This is a genomic window from Herpetosiphon sp. (assembly GCF_003512625.1).
In the GTDB taxonomy this organism is placed as follows: Bacteria; Chloroflexota; Chloroflexia; order Chloroflexales; family Herpetosiphonaceae; genus Herpetosiphon; species Herpetosiphon aurantiacus.
Window position 1 is genome coordinate 25181 of sequence record NZ_DOPT01000017.1, and the last position, 21141, is coordinate 46321.

At 50.2% G+C, this 21141-nt stretch carries 23 protein-coding genes and 1 pseudogene; 11 read left to right on the forward strand and 13 right to left on the reverse strand.

The features are described 5' to 3' along the window. Positions 1–5: 5 nt before the first annotated feature. Both add and prfA read right to left on the reverse strand, forming a co-directional pair. Positions 6–1046, reverse strand: coding sequence for an adenosine deaminase (add, locus tag DEF47_RS03360; RefSeq protein WP_012190336.1), 1041 nt, complete (start codon positions 1044–1046; stop codon positions 6–8). Between the two features lie 11 nt (positions 1047–1057). Next, complete coding sequence (prfA, locus tag DEF47_RS03365; protein ID WP_041306419.1) at positions 1058–2143, reverse strand: peptide chain release factor 1; 1086 nt, start codon at positions 2141–2143, stop codon at positions 1058–1060. 249 nt (positions 2144–2392) lie between these two features. Here prfA and queA point away from each other — a divergent pair, with 249 nt between their 5' ends. Further along, positions 2393–3433, forward strand: a complete 1041-nt coding sequence (queA, locus tag DEF47_RS03370; protein ID WP_012190334.1) for a tRNA preQ1(34) S-adenosylmethionine ribosyltransferase-isomerase QueA — start codon at positions 2393–2395, stop codon at positions 3431–3433. Between the two features lie 128 nt (positions 3434–3561). On the opposite strand, the gene DEF47_RS03375 is transcribed toward queA, so the two are convergent. Then, entirely contained in the window at positions 3562–4851 is a 1290-nt protein-coding gene (locus DEF47_RS03375) for an NAD(P)/FAD-dependent oxidoreductase (RefSeq protein WP_012190333.1), read from the reverse strand. Beyond that, positions 4848–5930 (reverse strand): lysylphosphatidylglycerol synthase transmembrane domain-containing protein, encoded by a 1083-nt coding sequence (locus DEF47_RS03380; RefSeq protein WP_012190332.1) that lies wholly within the window; start codon positions 5928–5930, stop codon positions 4848–4850. Before DEF47_RS03380 ends, DEF47_RS03375 begins: the two co-directional genes overlap by 4 nt. Positions 5931–6335: 405 nt before the next feature. Here DEF47_RS03380 and DEF47_RS03385 point away from each other — a divergent pair, with 405 nt between their 5' ends. Beyond that, positions 6336–6491 (forward strand): hypothetical protein, encoded by a 156-nt coding sequence (locus DEF47_RS03385; protein ID WP_287044965.1) that lies wholly within the window; start codon positions 6336–6338, stop codon positions 6489–6491. A 44-nt stretch (positions 6492–6535) separates the two neighbouring features. Here the strand turns inward: DEF47_RS03385 and DEF47_RS03390 are convergent, their stop codons facing one another. Next, positions 6536–7726: a hypothetical protein gene (locus DEF47_RS03390; protein ID WP_012190331.1), complete on the reverse strand. Its 1191-nt coding sequence runs from the start codon at positions 7724–7726 to the stop codon at positions 6536–6538. After that, on the reverse strand, positions 7710–8696 hold the full coding sequence (locus DEF47_RS03395) for a lysylphosphatidylglycerol synthase transmembrane domain-containing protein (protein ID WP_041304535.1): 987 nt from the start codon (positions 8694–8696) through the stop codon (positions 7710–7712). The genes DEF47_RS03390 and DEF47_RS03395 overlap by 17 nt, the downstream gene beginning before the upstream one ends. A gap of 181 nt (positions 8697–8877) precedes the next feature. On the opposite strand from DEF47_RS03395, the gene DEF47_RS03400 reads away from it, so the two are divergent. The 7 genes from DEF47_RS03400 (at position 8878) to metG (ending at position 15705) form a co-directional block, all read left to right on the forward strand. Further along, the gene (locus DEF47_RS03400) at positions 8878–9432 is read left to right on the forward strand and encodes an NAD(P)H-dependent oxidoreductase (RefSeq protein WP_012190329.1); all 555 of its coding nucleotides are present in this window, start codon (positions 8878–8880) and stop codon (positions 9430–9432) included. Positions 9433–9442: 10 nt separating this feature from the next. Continuing rightward, on the forward strand, positions 9443–10435 hold the full coding sequence (locus DEF47_RS03405; RefSeq protein WP_012190328.1) for a sulfonate ABC transporter substrate-binding protein: 993 nt from the start codon (positions 9443–9445) through the stop codon (positions 10433–10435). A 103-nt stretch (positions 10436–10538) separates the two neighbouring features. Then, positions 10539–11687 carry an FMNH2-dependent alkanesulfonate monooxygenase gene (ssuD, locus tag DEF47_RS03410; RefSeq protein ID WP_012190327.1) on the forward strand — a complete coding sequence of 383 codons (1149 nt, stop codon included), beginning with the start codon at positions 10539–10541 and terminating at the stop codon, positions 11685–11687. Positions 11688–11940: 253 nt separating this feature from the next. Then, positions 11941–12759, forward strand: a complete 819-nt coding sequence (locus DEF47_RS03415; protein ID WP_012190326.1) for an ABC transporter permease subunit — start codon at positions 11941–11943, stop codon at positions 12757–12759. Positions 12760–12784: 25 nt separating this feature from the next. Beyond that, entirely contained in the window at positions 12785–13540 is a 756-nt protein-coding gene (locus DEF47_RS03420; protein ID WP_012190325.1) for an ABC transporter ATP-binding protein, read from the forward strand. Between the two features lie 223 nt (positions 13541–13763). Then, positions 13764–13889: a hypothetical protein gene (locus tag DEF47_RS03425; protein WP_287044966.1), complete on the forward strand. Its 126-nt coding sequence runs from the start codon at positions 13764–13766 to the stop codon at positions 13887–13889. Positions 13890–13980: 91 nt separating this feature from the next. Next, complete coding sequence (gene metG, locus DEF47_RS03430) at positions 13981–15705, forward strand: methionine--tRNA ligase (RefSeq protein ID WP_012190324.1); 1725 nt, start codon at positions 13981–13983, stop codon at positions 15703–15705. Between the two features lie 115 nt (positions 15706–15820). On the opposite strand, the gene DEF47_RS03435 is transcribed toward metG, so the two are convergent. Continuing rightward, the gene (locus tag DEF47_RS03435) at positions 15821–16027 is read right to left on the reverse strand and encodes a hypothetical protein (RefSeq protein ID WP_041304533.1); all 207 of its coding nucleotides are present in this window, start codon (positions 16025–16027) and stop codon (positions 15821–15823) included. A 27-nt stretch (positions 16028–16054) separates the two neighbouring features. Between DEF47_RS03435 and DEF47_RS03440 the strand changes: the two genes are divergently transcribed. Further along, complete coding sequence (locus DEF47_RS03440; protein WP_041304531.1) at positions 16055–16408, forward strand: hypothetical protein; 354 nt, start codon at positions 16055–16057, stop codon at positions 16406–16408. 111 nt (positions 16409–16519) lie between these two features. Further along, positions 16520–16912: a hypothetical protein gene (locus DEF47_RS03445; protein ID WP_041304529.1), complete on the forward strand. Its 393-nt coding sequence runs from the start codon at positions 16520–16522 to the stop codon at positions 16910–16912. A 24-nt stretch (positions 16913–16936) separates the two neighbouring features. Here DEF47_RS03445 and DEF47_RS03450 read toward each other — a convergent pair whose 3' ends face one another. The 6 genes and pseudogenes from DEF47_RS03450 to DEF47_RS03475 all read right to left on the reverse strand — a co-directional run. Next, the gene (locus tag DEF47_RS03450; RefSeq protein WP_012190321.1) at positions 16937–17239 is read right to left on the reverse strand and encodes a DUF1330 domain-containing protein; all 303 of its coding nucleotides are present in this window, start codon (positions 17237–17239) and stop codon (positions 16937–16939) included. Next, positions 17236–18120 carry an aminoglycoside phosphotransferase family protein gene (locus tag DEF47_RS03455; RefSeq protein ID WP_287044974.1) on the reverse strand — a complete coding sequence of 295 codons (885 nt, stop codon included), beginning with the start codon at positions 18118–18120 and terminating at the stop codon, positions 17236–17238. Before DEF47_RS03455 ends, DEF47_RS03450 begins: the two co-directional genes overlap by 4 nt. 90 nt (positions 18121–18210) lie before the next feature. Next, positions 18211–19260, reverse strand: coding sequence for an S-adenosylmethionine:tRNA ribosyltransferase-isomerase (locus tag DEF47_RS03460; protein WP_012190319.1), 1050 nt, complete (start codon positions 19258–19260; stop codon positions 18211–18213). 376 nt (positions 19261–19636) lie between these two features. Beyond that, on the reverse strand, positions 19637–20308 hold the full coding sequence (locus DEF47_RS03465; protein ID WP_012190318.1) for an SDR family NAD(P)-dependent oxidoreductase: 672 nt from the start codon (positions 20306–20308) through the stop codon (positions 19637–19639). Further along, positions 20290–20691, reverse strand: coding sequence for a nuclear transport factor 2 family protein (locus DEF47_RS03470; RefSeq protein ID WP_012190317.1), 402 nt, complete (start codon positions 20689–20691; stop codon positions 20290–20292). Before DEF47_RS03470 ends, DEF47_RS03465 begins: the two co-directional genes overlap by 19 nt. Positions 20692–20887: 196 nt before the next feature. Next, positions 20888–21141, reverse strand: a pseudogene (locus DEF47_RS03475) (chaplin); the annotation flags it as partial.

The window sequence follows — 21141 nt, forward strand, 5'->3', positions numbered from 1 at the left end:
TCGGATTATAAGCCGAGTTCGCGCCGCAATTGGGCTTGTTGTTGATCAAACTCAAGCAGCAGTTGTTGGCGTTGTTCGGCTGGTAAGAAGGCGGCTTTGGCGCTTTGGCGGGCGACTTTACAAATATCATCAATCGTAAAATCATAGCGTTCGGCGGCCAGCAAAAACTCACCAGTTACTGTTGTATCAAACAAGACTGGATCATCGGAGTTGAGGGTAATTGGCAATCCAGCATCGAGCATCTGGCGCAGAGGGTGTTGATCAAACGAGGCAACCACACCAGTCCGAATATTGCTGGTTGGGCACACATCGAAGGTAATATCGCCACGGCGAGCCAGAAATTGGGTTAATTCGGCATCCTCAAGCACCCGAAAACCATGGCCAATTCGATCTACGCCCAGCATTTCGACTGCGCCGCGCACGCTATTGGCCCCAGCGACCTCGCCAGCATGAGCCATAACGTGCAGCCCAACCGCCTTGGCCAAGGCAAACACCTCAACAAACGGCTCAGGGGGATAGTTGGCCTCATCGCCGCCAATCGAAAAGGCGACAACCCCATATTGCATGCCAGCTTGGGCCAACTCGACCGCTCGTAAGGCTTGATCAAGGCTAAACTGCCGACCAAAATCAAAGGCAGGCCGACACACAATGCCCATCTCGCGCTCAGCACGGGCAAACCCAGCCGCAACACCACCAAGAATCTCATCGAAATCCATGTTGCGGAGCATGTGCTGAGCAGGCGAGAGCATCACTTCAGCATAACGCACCTGTTGTTGCGCCAAATCGATTGCCAATTCATAGGCAACCCGCTCAAAATCCTCACCATGGATCAAACAGCGAGCACAGGTGCGATACACATCCAAAAAGCCGAGGAAATGTTCATATTGAAACATGCGCTCGACCCCAGCCAAATCGCTAGCAGGCAAGCTAATGCCATTCTTCGTCGCTAGCTCTAAAAGCGTTTTAGGGGTAATCGAGCCTTCTAAGTGAACATGAAGCTCACATTTGGGCATGCGGCGAATAAATTCAGCAAGCGGCGAGTGCATGCAACAAACTCCTAGGCTCCCATACCCAAGGCCTTAAGCCGTTCGGCGTTGTCGAAGGTAACTAGCGCATCGATCAAGCGATCAAGCGCTCCATCAAGCACAACCGGCAGGTTTGAGATGTTTTGGCCAATCCGATGATCGGTAATGCGGTCTTGAGGATAGTTGTAGGTGCGCATTTTTTCAGCTCGCTCACCGCTTCCAACCTGAGCCAAGCGCGATTCCCCAAGCTCTTTTTGGCGTTTTTCTTGCTCACGCGCATAGAGCCGTGCCCGCAACACATTCAAGGCACTTTCGCGATTTTTGATTTGCGAACGGGTGTCTTGACAAACAACCACAATTTCTTCAGGCGTACCAGCCTTGTACACGATCCGCACGGCTGAGTCGGTGGTGTTGACCCCTTGGCCGCCGTGACCACCTGAGCGATACACGTCGATGCGATAATCTTCTTGCTTGATTTCGACGGCAGTTTCTTCGACTTCTGGTAACACCGCCACCGTGATCGTGCTGGTATGAATTCGGCCACGGGCCTCGGTGGCTGGTACGCGCTGAACGCGATGTACGCCGCCCTCATATTTAAGCCGGCTCCAAGCGCCTTGGCCTTGCACTTCAAAAATAACTTCTTTGAAGCCGCCGATACCATTTTCGCTGAGCGACATAACCTCGGTTTTCCAACCACGAATTTCGGCATAACGTTGGTACATACGATAGACATCAGCGCCGAAGAGTGCTGCTTCATCGCCACCTTCGCCTTGGCGAATTTCGATGATCACGTTCTTTTCATCGTTGGGGTCACGTGGCAAGAGCAAAACCCGTACTTCAGCCCCGATTGCTTCCATGCGAGCCGAAAGCTCATCGATCTCCAATTGAGCCATTTCGCGCAACTCGGGATCATTCTCCTCGCGCAGAAGGGCTTTGGCTTCTTCGACCGATTTTTCAGCCTGCATAAACTCGCGATACCGCCCGACTAATTCGCCAAGTTCGGTTTGTTCGCGGGCCAATGTAGTTAAACGCACATGGTCGCTCAGCGCATCAGGCTGAGTCATTTCATCATTGAGTTCGATATATCGCGCCTCGACCCGCGCGAGACGAGCTAAAATTTCTGGTTCCATAGTTGTATGGATGTTCCTTATCTTGGTGGTGTATCTGCGCCATTATAGCATAAGGCTTTTACAAAGGGCATAGAGCATAAGAACATAGAACATAGAACAGCGGTTTGGCGTTTGGCGCTTGAGTTTCGGGTATGAGTTTCATTCCTCATCCCTCATCCTTATATTCTATGGTATGCTATAAACCCTAAACGTATGCTTTATCTATAGCCTATCGCCCATAGTCTATAGCCAATCATCATGCTACCAATTGCCGATTTTGATTATCATTTGCCACCTGAACGCATCGCCCAAACCCCAATTGAGCCACGCGACCATTCGCGTTTGTTGGTGCTCGACCGCGCTACAGGCCAGCTTGAGCATCGCCATTTTTATGAGATTGGGCGTTATTTGCGGCCTGGCGACCTACTGGTTGCCAACGATAGTCGGGTTTTGCCCGCCCGTTTGTATGGCCAAAAAGCCAGTGGTGGCAAAACCGAGTTGCTACTACTCAAACAACGCGATGCCCAACGCTGGGAAGCCTTGATCAAAGGCAAAGTTGCGGTTGGCACACGCTTAATCATCACTGGCCATCGTGGAGCCCAAGTCCAAGCAACAGTTGAGGAATTATTGGAAAGCGGCAGTCGAATTATCTGTTTTGAGCAACCGATTAATGATCGATTGCCCGAACTTGGCTCAATGCCAACCCCACCCTATATCACTGCCCCGCTGACTGATCCTGAGCGTTACCAAACAGTCTATAGCGCTCAAGCCGGCTCAGCCGCCGCCCCAACCGCAGGTTTACACTGGACACCAGCATTAATCGAGCAGGTTAAAGCGCTGGGGGTTGGTTGGGCTAGCGTTACCTTACATGTTGGCTTGGATACATTTCGGCCTGTACAAACTGAAAACGCGCTTGATCATCAAATTCATAGTGAATGGTATGAGCTTTCGGCGGAAACTGCCCAAGCAATCAACGCAACCCGCGCTGCTGGCGGGAGAATTATCACGGTTGGTACCACCAGCACCCGTGTGCTTGAAACCGTGTCCCAATCCCAAGACGTTAGTTTGACTGCTGGCGAAATCCAAGCAGCGGCGGGCTGGAGCAGTATTTATATCTACCCGCCCTATGAATATCGAGTGGTCAATAGTTTGATCACCAATTTTCACTTACCAAAATCGACCTTGTTGCTCTTGGTCAGTGCCTTGGCAAGCCGCGATTTGATTATGCAAGCCTATGCCGAGGCGGTCGAACGTCAGTATCGATTCTTCTCGTTTGGCGATGCCATGCTGATTATTTAGGGCTGATCCACGAACGTTTATGCGTGCCTAATTAATGATTAACGGAGAGGCGCAGAGAATATAGCGCTATTTTTCTCTGCGCCTCTCCGTTAAATCCAGTCAGATCTCTATGTTCTATGCTCGCTATTCTATTTAGACAACATCTCTTTGGCGGCGCGACGGCCAATTTCCACCGCGAAATTCGTGCCGCGATCCCATGGGTAGACTTGGCTCATACTCGCCCACCATAAATCTTCGAGCGGCGTTTTCAAGGCTGGAATCGCTTGGCTATGGTTGACTGGCACAATTGGCTGAGCATAGGCTTCGCGATGCAACCACACGCCCTCGATCCAATCGGGCTTGAATTGAGGATTAACTTTGCTTAGCGAAGGCATAAAGCGTTCGAGGAGTTCTTCTTTGCTCAATTGAAAATACTCGTGCGATGGCTCCAGATAATCGCCAAGATAGACCAAATGCTGGCCGCCATAATGACGACGATCGATCATCTGGGTATGCTCAACCAAGGCCAAAAAGGGAAAATGCTTTTTGTCCATGTTCATCCAATACATGCCGTTGGTCAGCGATTGTTTGAGCGCCACCGTTAACACCACCGCCCCAATCGATTTGAGTTGATCAAGTTTGGCGGTGTAGCTGGCTGGCAGATCGGGGGTCATGCGCTTGAGCAAACCAGGCGAAGTGGTCGAAAGCACTTGATCATAACTCGCTTGATCGTTGCTGATCACCAGCCAGCCTTGCTCAATTTTACGCAGCTCTTGAACTGGACTGTTGAGCCGAATTGTGCCGCCCTTTTGGCGCACCGCCTCGGCCATGCGTTCGCCCAAGGCTTGGAAGCCGCCACGAAAATAGCCAAGTTTGAAAGTCCGCGAGGCGATCCGTGCCCAAAACCAAGCAGCATTAACTTCGGGCGTGTATGGCCCAAATTTGCCTTCAAGCACAGGTTTCCACATGGCTTCGTAGGCCGGTTTACCCATCAGCTTTTGAATGTAGCGCTCGGCAGTGGTCTTTTCGAGGTGTTGCCAGCGATCGATAATCGCCAAAAATTTAAGCCAAGCCCCGCCAGCAGCATTCCGCAAACGGTTGAAGACTGAAAGGTGGGGATAGGTCAAGAGCGGAATGATCCCACCAATTTCAATTGAGCCACGCTGAGCATCCCATTGACCAGAAACTGGGCTATTGAAAAAGAGCAAATCATCGGCGCGAATTTCTTTAATAAAATCTAGCAGCGCCTTATCCGAGCCAAAAATATGATGATAGAACTTTTCCAGCGACCAATCCCAGCCTTCAGCCTGAAAGCCCGCCGCTAAACCACCAACTTGGGGCGCAGCCTCATAAACCGTGACCTGGTGACCAGCACAAGCCAAATCATAGGCGGCGCTTAATCCAGCAAAGCCCGCCCCAATTACTGCAATTGTTTTCAACGGAGTACCTCAACTTCAGCATGCGGCAGATTCGCCGACTCGCCTAATTCATCTCGCAGAGCGGCCTCACGCTGTTGAATGCGATTTTCGGCGGCTTGACTTTCGTTGACAGCTTGATCAAATTCATTCCAAGCCACCCGCTCACGCCACATATACCAAAAACCGAGCACAGTAATTGGAATCCACAGAGCGAGGTGCAGCACCAAGGTATAGCCTGTTGCAATGCTTTCGGCCACATTGAACGATTTCAGCACGCTAATTCCAGCGGCATCGAAGGTTCCAGCGCCACCAGGAGCAGCCGGAATGATCAGGGCCAAGTTGGCGACGGCAGTCATCAACATCAGCACATCAAACGAGACATGAAAATCAAAGGCTTGCATAATAAACCAATATTTAGTGGTTTCAGTTAGCCAAATCGCGGTTGAAGTGACGAAAATCATCAGCATCTCGCGCGGGGAGCGTAACGAATGCAAGCCCAACATAATTTTATCGAACAAGCCATGGGCTTTGCTATGAAAGCGTTGAGGCACGATGCTGCGCAAGGCCCACGAATACAGCTGTTCGGTACGGCGTTGGTTGGTCGCGATCATCAAAAAGATTACCAAAGCAACCCCAAACAAGATTGATGAAATAATCACCAAGTTGTTCCAGAGCGTTGGCAAATCGATAAAAGGCAAGGTAACAAACACAAATAAGAGCATCACCAAGCCATCAAACAAGCGTTCGAGGATGACGGTCGTGAGCGATGCGCCCATGCCGATGCCTTCTTTGCGCTTGAGCACATACGAACGAATCACTTCTCCGGCACGGGCGGGATAGACATTATTGCCCATATAGCCAATCACGACTACCGGGAACAAGCGGCGGATCGAAACCGCTTTGATGTGACGGAGCATATAGTGCCAACGCCACGTTCTGGCCCAAACAGCCCCGAAGTAGACCACGACTCCAGGAATAATCCACCAATAATTGGCGGTGCTTAACGCATCCCAGAAGCCAGCCCAATCGAGGCCATTAAACGACCACCACAAAAAGAATGCACTAATCGCGATTCCAAACCATAATTTTGGTCGTCGCACAGCGTCCTCCACCATGCTAGTAGCCATTGCTACCAGCCGTACTTCAATGTCAATGCTACGATGTGTGCCGCGCTGTGTGATAGAGCATCACACCACACACCCAACTTAAGATCATAGCCGATCGGTGACAAGACTGCAAATAGCCCAATAGGTTGAGTTTTGTCACGCACAAGCACTATGTTGGCTAGCCTTGGCTCGGTCTGGTTGTCATTAATTAATCGCACGCTATTGCCAAATTGGATTAATTAAATGACACTGGTTGTCACACCAAACCCATATACTCAGGCCAGCAAACGCAATAAAAGTCCATTTTGTTAACAAATAGGCCTTGATTATAACGAACGTTTGTGCTAAAATATTCGTTACTGGGTTATCGACAACGTACCATAGAAAGCGAGTACATCCATGTATCGCAAAATGATTGTATATGATCGAAAGACTGGCGATTTTGCTATGTATCTTGATGGGGAATTGGTCGGCTATGCGCCAACCTACCTCGAAGCCGAAACACGACTTAATCAATTAGTCTATCAACTGCTCACCAAAAATGGCGCAGCCTAAAATATAAAAACCCACGGCAAATACCGTGGGTTGTCGGTTTAAATTTAGAATGAAACTTGAATTAGGGTTGGTTTGAGTCGATTGGTGGGGTAATCAACACCTTCATGGGCCACGCCAGCATAAAAGGTCATGCGATCTTCGCGTTGTTTGATTTGCACGCGCCCAATAATCGTGGCTTCTTCGCCTGGATACAGGTAATCAAATTTGTTGGGGTCGTACCATTGGTCAGGGCTGCGTGGCGAAATCGCCCAACGGAATGGGTAGCGAAAACCCGAGCCACCATTGCCATCCCAATCGATTGCCACCCGCCATAAGCCGCCGCCAAGGTTAGCATACTGCTCGTTTTCAATCGACGAGTAGCTTTGGTTGGTGCTATAGGTGTAGCCCGAAGCTGGCCCAAAGGTGCGCAAGGCCACATCGCTATTATTTTTGACCTTGAACGTGACCGTGATCACATCGTTTAATAAGATCTGTTCAGGGCCAATTTCAACGCTGAGCACATCGAGCGCCCCGATCCCAGCACTGCTGAGGGTCACATCGCCGCGCTTGGTCACGCGGTTGCCACGGCCATCATCAGCTCGCAATTCATATTGATAGGTTCCTGCGGCCAAAATACCGCCAACCACAGGCCGCCCCGACCAAGCCTCACTATGTTCGCCCAAGCCTTGTAACTCACGATTGAGAATTGGATAGCGCGTCGCATTGGCTGAATCAATCACATCCAACGAGACGGTCGCGGTAATCGGCAAACGATACGAGAAGGTTGTAAAATCTTCAACTGCATCATCATTTGGCGAAAATGGATTGGGCGTAACCCGCAGATCATACACGTCAAAGCTATCACTTGGCGCTTGATCGATTTGCAAATTCAGCCGTTGGGCCGCAGTATTTTCCGCCTCAATCACCACTGTGTAGCTACCACTCGGCAATAAACGATTCGTATCAGCATCAACTGGCACACTGCCATCAAACAGCACTTGATACGCATCCTTGGATGGCTCACGGGTAACTGCTTGACGCAAGGCATAACGCTCACCACTACTGGTTTCAAGCCAAATCGAAACCTTGGTTGGCTGCCCAATCAGATAGCTGATGGTGGTGGTGCGCGGGCCAGTATTCAAGTTGATAATTGGCTCGCTGAGCGTCACTTCACCAAGCGCAGCATCCGAGCCACAGCCAATTAAAAGTACCAGGCCAAATCCTAAACCGAATAAATAGTTAAGCTTCTTTCGCAAGATTGGTTGCCTCCGACTCGATCAGGCCATAACGATGGGCGAAGATGCTCATTGCGACAATCCCCAGCAACACGCCAAACCACAACGTGCAAAAGCGAATGACAATCGTGGCGGCAGTTGCCGCGCCCTCGCCTAATTTGACCAAGGTGGTAATCAATAAGGTGCTCGAAACTTCTGAAGCGCCCAAACCACCTGGTAAGAATGATACCAGACCAAATAGCGTCGAGGCAGCAAAAATAAAGGTCGATTGTAACAAAAGTGATCCAGATGCCTCGGCTCCAAAGCCGCGTAGTACATAGTACATCGCTACACATTCGCCCGCCCAAGAAACGACCGAGATAATGGTTGAGACAATCAGCAATCGTCCGCTCAACAGCTCGGCACTGTTTTCGTAGAAGCTATGCAATGGTTTGGCAAAACGCGCCAAGCGCCCACGTTCCAGCCAAGCAATAAAACCAAGGGCAATTCGGCGATTTTGGAACAACGCCAAACCTAGAACACTCAAAATCACCAAGACCACAAAGGCTGGGCGAGCCGGCGGATACAACGCCAACCCAGTGGCCATCAGCAAGAGCATCGCTAACCCATCGGTCAAGCGTTCGGCCAAAACTATCGGCGCTGAGCGGCTAATCGGTGTGCCATTCAGGCGTTTGAGTAAGCCTGATTTAAGTACCTCGCCAACCTTGCCAGGCGTGACCGCCATCACCATGCCAGCGGTAAATAGCAACGCACTTTGTCCATAACTTACATTCGTGCCTTGGCCCAATTTGCGCAAATAGTAATCCCACTTGAGCCAGCGCAAGACATAATTGAAAATCGTAAAGCCCAGCACTGCTGGCAGCATCAGCCAATTAAAAGTGCTGAGGCTATCACCAACTTTGCCAATATCGCTAAATAGAGCTAGGCCAAGCATCACTATTACACCCAGCACTACTGAGATTACCACTTTTGAACGTAATGATTTATCCACACAAGCTCCTTAGGCCAGGTATTGTTCGGGTTCGATTCACAAAATCTGATTATACTCCATCCCTCGTTGCCCTGATTTGGAACCAACCTGTTACCAGCATGGAACCTTCTTCGGAACCGCGACTGTCTATACTGGCAATTGTTAAGTATTCTTATCAAGAAAGTTATCAAAGGGGTGTGTGGTGGTTGATGTGGTCACTTTAGCGGGAAGTCCAGCGCCCCGCTCAACAGCAGCAGCACTTTTGGAGCATTCCAAAACAATTTTAGAGCGCCATGCACTCGTGGTTAAATCGATGAGTGTGCGCGATATTCCACCAGAAGAATTAATCGGCCAAGCTCAATTTAGCCCAGCAGTGCGCCATTATAGCCAACTGATTCGCCAAGCCGGGGCATTAATTGTAGCAACGCCAGTTTATAAGGACACTTATGCTGAATTATTACGTGCCTGGCTTAATCTACTTCCAACAGGAATTCTACGGAATACGCTGGTATTGCCAATAATCACTGGTTCATCGGCGCGAACCGAAGCTCAAATCTATGCGGATTTGGCAACGCGGTTTCGCCAACTTGGAGCTAAGCATATCATTCCGAGCCTATTTGCCGCCGAGCAGCAAATTCAGCTGCTCGGATCAAAATTACCACCACGAATTCATCGCAGTTTAGAAGAACGCTTGGGGCTAGCACTTGATGATATCGCCCAGCAATTAGGGGTTTTGCCACTGGCAGCAGTGGCCTAAGGAGCAGATCATGGCACGCCGTTTTTCACTTGGTTGGCAACGCTTGGCCTTGGCTTTAATCGTCGGGCTTTTGGCAAGCTGTGGCTCCACCAGCAATGATGCTGCTTCAGATGGACAAACGAGCACGCGCACCCTGCGGATCGGCTATCAAAAGGGTGGCTCGTTGCCGATTCTCAAGGGCAACGGCGCTCTTGAGAGTCGGCTCAAGGATGTCAAGGTTGAATGGATTGAGTTTGCCGCAGGGCCGCCGCTGCTTGAATCACTGAATGCAGGCAGCATCGATCTTGGCTCGACTGGCCAAACTCCGCCAATTTTTGCCCAAGCTGCTGGCACGCCGCTGGTTTATGTGGCCTCGGTCGCGGCTTCGCCTACCGGCCAAGCCTTGCTCGTACCGAAAGATTCACCAATTCAAAGCGTGAGCGAGCTCAAGGGCAAAAAAGTTGCCTTTGCCAAAGGTTCGAGCGCCCATTATTTTGCAATTGATGTTCTGCGTGAAGCAGGCTTGCAATATAGCGATATTGAGCCAGCATTTCTGACTCCACCCGATGCGCGGCCAGCGTTCGAGGGTGGCAGCGTCGATGCTTGGATTATTTGGGAACCCTATTTGACGATTGCGCTCAAAGCAACCGATGCGCGAGTTGTGCACGATGGATCGAGCCTTGCGCCCAGCCATAGCTACTATTTAGCAGCCAAAAGCTTTGCCGAGCAACATCCCGATCTGGTCAGCGCAACCTTGGAAGAAATTCAAAAAGTTGAGCAATGGTCAGCCCAAGAACCGCAAGCAGTTGCCAAAATTCTAGCTCCCGTGATTGGGGTTGATGCGGCAATCTTAGAAGAAGTGGCCAAAAAACAGGCCTTTGGGCTTAGCCCAATCAATGACGCAATTGTGAATGAGCAACAGCAAATTGCCGATACCTTTTTTGAATTAGGCTTAATTCCCAAAAAGGTCAGCATTCGCGAAGCAGTTTGGACGTGGCAACCAACCCAAGCCAGCGCTCAGTAGCGTCGATCTGTATAATCATCAGTGATGATTTCCTGCTGTCGTTGGTGTTCGCTGGGGTGGTGTGACCCAACGACAGCGCTCATTGGTAAAGGAGCTTGGCTCGATGGAAATCCTATGGTTTATTCCAACCCACGGCGATGGGCGCTATCTTGCCTCGACCGTGGCCAGCCGCTCGACAACGTTTCCCTATTTGCGCCAAATTGCCCAGGCAGTCGATGAATTGGGCTTTACTGGGGCATTGCTACCAACTGGCCATTATTGCGAAGATGCCTGGGTCTTGGCCTCAGCACTATCTGCGGTCACGCGTCAGATGAAATTTTTGGTGGCAATTCGCCCAGGCCTGATGTTGCCTGGCCCCGCCGTGCGAATGGCTTCGACTTTCGACCGCATCTCCAACGGACGGTTGTTGATCAATGTGGTGGCTGGTGGCGATAGCGCCGAAGTTGCCAGCGATGGCTTACATCTCGATCATGATCAACGTTATGCGCTGACTGACGAATTTTTGGATGTTTGGCGGCGCGTGTTGGCTGGCGAACATGTAACTCTCGAAGGCCAGCATATTCATGTGACCGATGGCAAATTAATGTTACCGCCGTTGCAACAACCGCATCCGCCGCTCTATTTTGGTGGCTCCTCGCCAGCAGCGCTCGAAGTTGCCGCCAAACATGTCGATGTCTACCTGACTTGGGGTGAACCGCCAGCCCAAGTCGCCGAGAAAATTACCCAAGTTCGGGCTTTGGCCGCCAAGCATGGCCGCACAATTCGTTTCGGCATGCGCATGCATGTGATCGTGCGCGAAACCAACCAAGCCGCGTGGGATGCCGCCAACGATCTGATTCGATATGTTGATGATGCGGCAATTGCCAATGCGCAAGCGGCTTTTGCCAAGATGGATTCAGTCGGCCAAAAGCGTATGCAAGCCTTGCACAATGGCAATCGCAACCAGCTCGAAGTTAGCCCAAATTTGTGGGCTGGAGTCGGCTTGGTACGTGGTGGTGCTGGTACAGCCTTGGTTGGCGATGCCGGAACCGTCGCCGAACGCATGCTCGAATATAACGAGCTAGGCATCGATACCTTTGTGCTTTCAGGTTATCCTCACCTGGAAGAAGCTTATCGCGTGGCTGAATTGTTGTTTCCGCGCTTGCCGTTGGGTAGCAAACCAACCGCGCCTACCAACCAAACTGGGATCTTTGGCGAGTTGCTGCAGTTGCACGAATTTTCACGGCGCGAGCCAGCTCCAACTGGCCAGTAGTTAATTAGGTGTCAGGGGCTATTGATCCACGAATGATATGAAACCGAAAAAGCCATTAACGCAGAGGCGCAGAGAAACAATGGCGCTAGGCTGATGGCTATCGGAACAAATGTTGGTACATAGATGATCTATTGCGCCAAAAGCCGCTAGCCTATAGCCAATTTCCCTTCGTGATCTTCGTGTCCTTCGTGGTTTCAGCTAACTTCTGGCACCTGATCCCTTGTCCCTAGCCCCTACGAAAGGAGCCTTAGCAATGGCATTGGCGATTGAACAACCAACAACCGCGCCGCGCTCAGCCAAAAAACGGCTGCAATTACGCCAATTGGGCCAACGCTGGCTCCCATGGCTGGTGCCAATCGTGCTCATTGGGGTATGGCAACTTGCAGCAACGATTGGCTGGCTGAGCGCCCGCGTGTTGCCAGCACCCAGCACAATTCTGCAAACAACCTGGGAGCTTTTGCTGCACCAGAATTTGCTTGGCGATATTGCGGTTAGCACTCGTCGGGCACTCCTCGGCCTGGCAATTGGCGGCAGCCTTGGCTTTATCTTTGGCCTGCTGAATGGCACATTTCCAACCAGTGAACGCCTGTTTGATAGCACCTTCCAAATGATTCGCAATATTCCCCATTTGGCGCTGCTGCCATTGGTGATTTTATGGTTTGGCATCGGCGAAACATCACGCCTATTTTTGGTAGCCTTTGGCGTGTTCTTCCCGCTGTATCTGAATACCTATCATGGTGTCCGCAGTATTGATCCTAATCTCCGCGAGATGGGCATCGTTTATGGGTTATCAAAATGGGGCTTGTTTCGCCATATTATTTTTCCTGGAGCCTTACCTTCAATTTTGGTTGGCCTACGCTTTGCTTTGGGAGTCATGTGGTTGACCTTGATCGTCGCTGAGAGTTTGGCCTCGAATGCTGGTATTGGCCATTTGACGATGAATGCCCGCGAATTTATGCAAACTGATGTGTTGGTAATGGGCATTGTGATCTATGCTCTGCTCGGCAAATTAGCCGATACGATTGCGCGTTTGATCGAACGCCGCAGCCTTCGTTGGCGAGTTGGCGCATAAACAACAAATCTCGTAGGAGTGTGTGATGAGTATCCGTGGAGTTGAATTAGGGTTACGTGGCTTGGGCAAGGCAATTGCCAATCGGACAATTTTGCACGACATCAACCTTGAGATTAAACCTGGCGAATTTATCGCGATCATCGGCAAAAGTGGCTGTGGCAAAACAACCTTGTTGCGCTTGATTGCTGGCCTAACCGAGCCAACCATTGGCCAAGTAGCGCTCGATAATAGCCCGTTGGCGGGCTTAAATCCTGCCGCCCGTGTGATGTTTCAAGATGCTCGCTTGTTGCCTTGGAAACGGGTTTGGGAGAATGTTGCGCTCGGTTTGCCTAACCTCAATCCTGAGCATGCCCTACAAGCTTTGCATCAAGTTGGCCTTGCTGATCGCGCATATGATTGGCCATTGGGTTTATCAGGTGGCGAACGTCAACGCTTAGCGCTCGCCCGTGCGATCGCCAACACGCCAAGTTTGTTGCTGCTTGATGAGCCATTTGGCGCACTCGATGCCCTGACGCGAATCGAAATGCAGCAATTGGTTGAGCAACTTTGGCGAGCACAGGGCTTTACTGCCATTCTGGTTACTCACGATGTTGAAGAAGCGATTGCCTTGGCTGATCGAGTGTTGCTTATTCAGAATCAGCATATTGCACTCAATTTACCGATTCACCTACCACGTAGCCGTCAACGGGGCAGTGCCGAATTTGCCGCAATCAAAGAGCAATTGCTCGGCGCGATTTTTGGTGCGGGCTATCCATTGACTAGTCGCGTGGTTGGGGCATAGAAGAAACAAGTATAAGGAACTTATGAACAGGTATTGGCTATCAGCGTGTATGCGGCACAATCGTTCGATAGCCAATAGCCTATTGTCGTTCTGTGCCTCTACATTAAGTGCTGATCCTCAACCTCCAATAACCGATCCCCGATCCCCAATCGCTACAGCTTTAGGCCTATACGCACAACCAACCTGTATGGTACAATGAGGCTTACGTAGGCGAGGCAACCCAATGCAAACCAATCAAACCACAACCAAAACTTCCCCCGAAGCGGCGCAAGCAGCAGCCGATTTTTGGCTATGGGCCGGGGTTCGCCTTACCGCTGGCGGCTTCATGGCGGGCCTTCCCGCCAACTAGAAGATGCGCCCACCTCGTTGATTCGTACAACCGGGCGACTTGCGCTCGGTTTTTTGTTGCCCTCAATGATTGTTTTTTTAAGGATGTGTGTATGGCGAAAAATATTTTAGTGGCGGTCGCGTGGCCCTATGCTTCCGGCGCTCGACACCTTGGCCATGTTGCTGGCTTTGGCGTACCAAGCGATGTATTTGCCCGCTATCAACGCTTGGTTGGAAACAATGTGCTCATGGTCAGTGGCACTGACGATCATGGCACGCCGATCACGGTGCGAGCCGATCGCGAGGGCAAAACACCCCGCGAAGTAACCGATTTCTACAATGCTGAAATTCGCAACAATTTGCGTGATTTGGGCTTGTCGTATGATTTGTTTACCCGCACATCAACCGAAAACCATTACCAAATAACCCAAGCATTTTTTACCCGCTTGCAAGAAAAAGGTTATATTTTTGCTCAAGAAATGATTGGAACCTACAGCGAAGCTGACAAGCGCTTTTTGCCCGACCGCTACGTTGAAGGCACATGCCCGCATTGTGGCTACACCAAAGCCCGTGGCGATCAGTGCGATAACTGTGGTAAGCAGCTTGATCCGGTTGATTTGATCGAGCCACGTTCGACCTTGAGTGGCGCAACGCCGGTGTTCAAGCCAACAACCCACTTTTTCTTAAATTTGCCAGCCTTTGTTGAACGTTTGCGCGAATGGATCGAAAGCCAAAACCATTGGCGACCAAATGTTAAGCGCTTCTCGTTGGGCTTACTCGATGATGTACCAGCTCGCGCGATCACCCGCGACCTGACGTGGGGCGTGCCAATTCCGGTGGAAGGCGACGAATTCGATAGCAAGCGAATTTATGTGTGGTTTGATGCAGTGATTGGCTATCTTTCAGCAGCAGTTGAATGGTCGATCAAGGTTGGGCGGCCTGAGGCTTGGCGCGATTGGTGGCTCAACTCCGACGCGCGGCATTATTATTTCATGGGCAAAGATAATATTGTGTTTCATAGCGTGATTTGGCCCGCCATGCTGATTGGTCATGGCGAATTGGAATTGCCCTATGAGGTCGTCAGTAGCGAGTTTTTGACCTTGGCAGGCGGCGAGAAAATCTCATCATCACGCGCTGAAGGCAATAGTATTCCGTTTGTTGGCGAATTTTTGGCCCAGTATGATCCCGATCCGTTGCGCTATTTCTTGGTGATTGCTGGCCCTGAAACCTCGGATACTGAGTGGTCGCTGGGCGAATTCATTCGACGCAACAACGAAGAGTTAGTAGCAACCTGGGGTAATTTGGTCAATCGGGTACTTTCAATCACCCACAAAAATTTTGGCCATGTGCCAACGCCGCAAGCCCTCACCGCCGAGGATGAAGCCGCCTTGGCGACTGTGCGGGCGGCTTTTGAAACGGTTGGCAAGGAATTAGAGCAAGCTCATTTCAAAGCTGGCTTGATCGCCACTATGGCAGCAGCGCGTTCGGTCAACGAATATTTGGCCAGCCAAGAACCATGGAAGGTGCTCAAAACCGATCGCGAACGCGGTGGCACGATTTTGTATGTTGCCTTGCAAGCGATTAATAATTTGCGCACCTTGTTTACGCCATTTTTGCCCTTCACCAGCCAAAAATTGCATGAACTTTTGGGTAATGAAGGTTATTTGGCAGGGCCATTGCTGTTTGAAGAACGCCAAGAAAGCCAGCATAGCCACGAAGTGCTTACCTGCGAACCTAGTACTTGGATTGGCCGCTGGGAATGGAGCGATCTGCCCGCAGGTCGTGAGTTGGCCGCCCCAAGCGTGCTGTTTAAAAAGCTCGAATTACCAACCGAGTAGGTTCATATAGAACAACGATTTAACCACGAAGGACACGAAGAACCACTACGGTTAATAACTTCGTGTCCTTCGCGATCTTTGCGGTTAAAAAATGGATCAATTCCTTTGCAACCTGTTAATCTGCCTCAAAAGGCATAATCCGCACAAAATCATTCGATTCGGCCAAAATAATAGCGTAAGTAATGCCATGTTCATTCTCAAAGCACAATTCCCATTGATCTTCCGCATAAATATGGGTTAATTCACCAATTGTGCCAACCGGTATGCCTTGTAGCTCAAAGCGCTTTGTTGTTATCCTGATCGGTGTTGGAAGTTCGTGCATAGGTAAACCTTTATGAGAGCAGCTAGCATGGCGAAATCGATTATGATTATTGCCCGAACTGCGGCAATTCCTTTCATCGCTGAAGAATTAACCGAGCATGGCTATTTTCCATATTGTTGTGATAGCATTCAACTGGCACTCGATACAGTTTATCAGCTTAATCCAGATCTTATTTTGATTATTGACCATTTTATTGAGGGATTTCGTGACCCGCTAGAAATTTATTTCTATACACGTCAGCATTTAAATCAGGCTGTACCAGTCATTTTCGTTAGCTTTCGCCATATTCCAGAAACATTGGCGCAGCTTGATCTGGATTGTTTTACTCTCCTAGAAATGGAAATTGCAATGAATACAATATACCAATTACTTGCAGATTAAAGCATTTGTGCTTGAATTATCAATCCTGAATGAATTGTTTGTAGGCAAAAACTGGTTAATCGGGTATACTCTGCCCAATTGATGAGTATCATTGAGAGATGAGGACGCTGTATGCGCAGCTTGATCTGGATTGCACTTTTGGCCGTCAGCCTTGTTGGTGGCTGTGCCAACCAAACGACCCAACCTACGACCCAACCGACTGTAACCATTGTACCAAGCCCAACCACTCCACCTATTGATCAAGAAAAACAAGCCTTGGCCGCCTGCAAACAAGCTGTAGTTGAGAAATTTAATATTTGGTCGGTTGTTTTCCTCGATGCGAATCACACAATCCTCAAACCTGAACCCCATGTTCGGGGCATTCGCTCAACCGCTTTAGCTATGCGTCGGATGACTGCCCAAACGATTTTGTCCGAACCATGGGTTTGGTTTTGCACCACAACGTATGACGATGGGCAATGGGTTGTTAGCGATGTTTTTGTCGAAACCTATCGCAAAAAATAAATTTTCTCAATGTGTAATCTAAAGCTAAAGTGTTTGTCCCTGAATAACAAATGTCGAACGAATTGCTTGTTCTTTCAAGTGTAAACACGCTTGGCGCTCAGGATCAGCAAGGTAGCGCTCGAAATCGGCCTGCGAGGCAAATTCAAGCAAATGAATTTCGTAGGGGGTTTCAATCGTTTGTTCAATGATCGTTGCGTCGTTTGGGCGGATTCGTAACAACAACCGCCCATTATATTGCGGCAACAATGGCAAAACTAGCGCTTCAAATTGCTCAACTACTCCTGCTTGACCTGAATTGACATAAATAAGCTGAGTTAAATAGATCATAGGTTATTCCAATCATCCAACACTTGCTGAATGCTATAACGTGCCATCTGAGCCAAAACAGGGTTACTTTGGTGATAGTAGGGCAACGCAATCACGGCAACCGACAAGGCCCAGCCCCGCCCACGTATCCAAGTGGCAGCATCAACCGCCATTGCTTGACGAAAATTCAGCCGTGTTTGACGATCAAACATATTCCAGGCTGGCAGTAAATCGCAAGCAGGATCACCCACTGCCAACGCTCCAAAATCAATTACTGCACTAAGGTTGCTATCAATAACCAATAAATTTCCAGCATGCAAATCGCCATGAATCCAGACGGGTGCATACGCCCATGTTTCAATTTGTATGGCGTGGTCCCATACTGCTAAAATTTGTTCAGTATCAAGTAATGTATGAGCTTGGGTAATTGCCGCGCGAGTTACCGCATTACGTTGAATTAACGATACCCCGCGTGCAGTTGGCGAGGCTGGAGCTGGGCCAGTCTGCGCATCAATTTTTTGGAGTGCATGCAAAAATTGACTCAATCCATGTTCTGGATTATTGGGCCTTGCATTAATCGCATTTTCGCCAGCTAGCCAAGCATAAATGCCCCATGGCCATGGATAATTTGCGGTTGGCTGGCCTTGGGCGATGGGCTGAGGAATCTGCAATGGCAATTGGGCTTGCAACCATGATAACCAGCGAAAATCGCTAGCAATTTGATCGACGGCCCAATCAATTCGTGGTAGCCGCACTGCCAACTCTGATCCAAGGCGGTAAATTGCATTATCAGTTCCCGCTGAATCCACCTTTTGCAACGGCAACCCGACCCATTCAGGAAATTGGCTTGCCAGTAAGCTTTGCACTAAAGCATGATCTATTGGTTGCTCATTTGGATGCATCAATAGCCTAATCATCCTTGAAAAAGATCACTATTCAAGCAGTATGCCAAACAATTCCTGAATAGTGATCAATCTAGCGAATGAATTGGGCTAGGGCAAAATTAAGTGTAAATCGCCAAATTCATGCCAAAGATAGTGCTGTTCTAACGCGGCTTGGTAGCATAACTCCAGGTGTTGATAGCCTGCTAAGGCGGCAAGCATGGCCAAATGGGTCGCTTTGGGTTCGTGCAAGCCCGTTAAAATTCCATCGACCGCCTGCAAACCGTGCTCTGGCGTAATCACCAATTCTGTCCAGCCTGCTTGGGGATGCACCAAGCCACGTTGATCGACGGTGCTTTCAATTGCCCGCACACTGGTTGTGCCAACCGCGATCACCCGACGATGATCAGCGCGTGCCCGATTGATCAGATCAGCACTGGTTGCTGGTACGCGATACCATTCGGCATAGGGCGGCTCGTGATCTTCAAGACTGGCCACGCCTGTATGCAGCAATAATGGTGCAATTTGAATGCCCTGCGCCACCAAGCGTGTGAGCAAACGCTCAGAAAAGGCTCGCCCAGCTGAGGGCATTTCGGCGCTGCCAAGTTCAGTTGCATAGACTGTTTGATAGTAGCTGTTGGGCCAATCAGCGGCAACATACTGATAATGAATGGGCTTGGCATGCTCAGCGAGATAGTGTGGCAAAGGTTGGGGCAAGCGCAGGCTAGCAATCCACAAACGATTGATCGCTGATCCATCATTTGCATAACCGCGATGAATATCAATCTGCCCACCAGATGGTAAATTTAGGCTGTTCCCAGCCAGTGCAGCCCGATATGGCTGGCTGCTTGTGCCATGGGGTAAGCGAACTTCCACGAGCCATAGTTCGGCCAACAACTGGGTTGAAAGATGCACCATGAAACGTTGACCACTAGCATCGGTGGCGGGAATAGCTGCGTTCAGCGTGCCACTAGTATTAATTGCCAGTACATCGCCTGCTTGTAAAATCATCGACAATTGATCAAAGCGATAATGCTCAATCGTATTTGAGCGACTGTGCGAAACCATCAGGCGCACTTGATCACGCTCCAAGCCACGTGCTTCCGGTGGTTCCCCCGCCTCGAGCACGGCGGGCAATTCAAAATCTATTGTTGCAAGCATAGATCGATCACTTTCATGAATAGAGGGTCGAGGATCGCTTGGCGGGGATCGGGCTGATGATCCACAAAGCATCTGCGCACTGACTATGGGCTATGGGTCATGGTTTATCGCATGAACAACGGCCCGCATGCCCTCACCCCCGAACCTCCTCGCCCGCCCAGCGAGGGAAAAGCTCCCTAGGAGTGCTCCCCTCGCCCGCCGCAGTGGGAGAAGGGCTGGGGGAGAGGGCACGGTACAATTGGTGGTTAACCCAATGAATCCATGACCCATAGCCCATAGCCTTATCGCTTTGGGCCTCAGCGTTAAAATGATGCCCCTTTTGATTTTTGACTTCTGCCTTTTGACTTCCAGTGCCTGACCCCTGTTACCGTGTTCGTTACTTCCGATAGCGCCCACTCGGCAGATCATCGTTAATCAGGCGCAGAATTGTAGGTACACTCGCTTCTGGTGGTGGCCGATCGCTGATATCTTCGCCAGGAAAGGCCTCTTGATGCATTTGGGTGTTCATATCGCCTGGATCGAGGGCATACACCCGCCATGTTGGCTGTTCGGCGGCCAAAATTGCGGTTAGTTGGTCGAGTGCGGCCTTGCTTGAGCCATAGCCACCCCAACCCTCGTAGGCTTGTACTGCCGCATCGCTGCTGATATTGATAATTCGAATGCTTGGCTTGAAGCTTGGGGCTAATGTTTGAATTGCTGCCAATGGCGCAAATACATTAATTGCATACACTTGAGCTAAATTATCAAGCGGGTAATCGAGCAGATTTGGCTGGGGACTTGGCCCCAAAATGCTGGCATTATTCACCAAAAGATCTAAGCCCCCCCATGCTTGGGTTGCAACCGCCAACGCTTGGCGATGGGCTGGGTCGGCAATATCGCCAGCAATTGCCTGAACTGTCGTGTGCGTTGCCAAAGCGGCGCGAGCCTGCTCAAGCGCGGTTGCTCCACGGCCAGTAATAATTAAGTGCCAGCCATTCAAGGCTAATTGTTGGGCTAAGGCTAGGCCTAAACCACGCGAAGCCCCGGTAATTAATCCAATGCGTTGCATATCTGTTGCTCCTCGACTGCCTGCGCCAACCACCATTCGCGAAGTTCGCTAGCTTGGCCATGGGCATCAAAATTCACAATAAAAATTCCGGCTAAAGTTTGGGCTTGCTGTTGATTGTGGTGATAGAGCTTGGTGCGCCATTCGGCAACTCCACATCCATCGGCAAAGATGACTGGTGTGATCACACATTCGACTTGCTCATGTTGGGCCAAGGTTGTGCGCCAATAGCTCATAACCGCCGCCACGCCATGCAAGGCCGGCTCGAAGGGATGCTCTTGATAACGAATGGCTGGGCTGAATAATGTGGGCAAAACAGCCAACATATGTTGATTCCAAACTGTGGCGAGGCTACTACACCAGCCTCGAAAATCGTCGTTGTTCATAGCTACCTCCATCTGCCTAGCAGTATAGCTATTAGCGTTTGCTAATAACTCAGCCAGCAGTGGGGCTAGGTGCAGCACAATCGGACAGGCTTAGACCTGTCCAAACGGACAGAATTTGGAGTCAGGAGTCAGGAGGAGTCAGGAGTCAGGAGTCAGCAATCTTGTGGGGTTGATTGCTGACTCATAGATCAAAGCCTTAATATTGGAGAATGGGGTTTGGCTGACCTTTGGTATCCTCTGGCTCTTTCGTTGGTGAAGGCGGCGGTGGCTCCTTCGTTGGTGGTGGTGAAGTTGGTGGTGAAGTTGGTGGAACTTCGGTTGGCTTAATATCGCCAGGATCTTTGGTTGGGACAGGCGCAGTTGGTTGCTCACGCACAATCGTTGGCGTGGCGGTTGGTAACCCGATGCTCGGAATTTCGGTGGGCACTGGCACATCGGTTGGGGCTGATG

Excerpts from the sequence above, each read along its gene's own strand:
- DEF47_RS03425 (WP_287044966.1), top strand. The coding sequence starts at position 13,764 with ATGCAAACCAATCAAACCACAACCAAAACTTCCCCCGAAGCGGCGCAA.
- DEF47_RS03450 (WP_012190321.1), bottom strand. The coding sequence starts at position 17,239 with ATGATCTATTTAACTCAGCTTATTTATGTCAATTCAGGTCAAGCAGGA.
- DEF47_RS03455 (WP_287044974.1), bottom strand. The coding sequence starts at position 18,120 with ATGCATCCAAATGAGCAACCAATAGATCATGCTTTAGTGCAAAGCTTA.
- queA (WP_012190334.1), top strand. The coding sequence starts at position 2,393 with ATGCTACCAATTGCCGATTTTGATTATCATTTGCCACCTGAACGCATC.
- ssuD (WP_012190327.1), top strand. The coding sequence starts at position 10,539 with ATGGAAATCCTATGGTTTATTCCAACCCACGGCGATGGGCGCTATCTT.
- add (WP_012190336.1), bottom strand. The coding sequence starts at position 1,046 with ATGCACTCGCCGCTTGCTGAATTTATTCGCCGCATGCCCAAATGTGAG.
- DEF47_RS03435 (WP_041304533.1), bottom strand. The coding sequence starts at position 16,027 with ATGCACGAACTTCCAACACCGATCAGGATAACAACAAAGCGCTTTGAG.
- DEF47_RS03460 (WP_012190319.1), bottom strand. The coding sequence starts at position 19,260 with ATGCTTGCAACAATAGATTTTGAATTGCCCGCCGTGCTCGAGGCGGGG.
- DEF47_RS03405 (WP_012190328.1), top strand. The coding sequence starts at position 9,443 with ATGGCACGCCGTTTTTCACTTGGTTGGCAACGCTTGGCCTTGGCTTTA.
- metG (WP_012190324.1), top strand. The coding sequence starts at position 13,981 with ATGGCGAAAAATATTTTAGTGGCGGTCGCGTGGCCCTATGCTTCCGGC.
- DEF47_RS03385 (WP_287044965.1), top strand. The coding sequence starts at position 6,336 with ATGTATCGCAAAATGATTGTATATGATCGAAAGACTGGCGATTTTGCT.
- DEF47_RS03445 (WP_041304529.1), top strand. The coding sequence starts at position 16,520 with ATGCGCAGCTTGATCTGGATTGCACTTTTGGCCGTCAGCCTTGTTGGT.
- DEF47_RS03415 (WP_012190326.1), top strand. The coding sequence starts at position 11,941 with ATGGCATTGGCGATTGAACAACCAACAACCGCGCCGCGCTCAGCCAAA.
- DEF47_RS03420 (WP_012190325.1), top strand. The coding sequence starts at position 12,785 with ATGAGTATCCGTGGAGTTGAATTAGGGTTACGTGGCTTGGGCAAGGCA.
- DEF47_RS03440 (WP_041304531.1), top strand. The coding sequence starts at position 16,055 with ATGGCGAAATCGATTATGATTATTGCCCGAACTGCGGCAATTCCTTTC.
- DEF47_RS03470 (WP_012190317.1), bottom strand. The coding sequence starts at position 20,691 with ATGAACAACGACGATTTTCGAGGCTGGTGTAGTAGCCTCGCCACAGTT.
- DEF47_RS03465 (WP_012190318.1), bottom strand. The coding sequence starts at position 20,308 with ATGCAACGCATTGGATTAATTACCGGGGCTTCGCGTGGTTTAGGCCTA.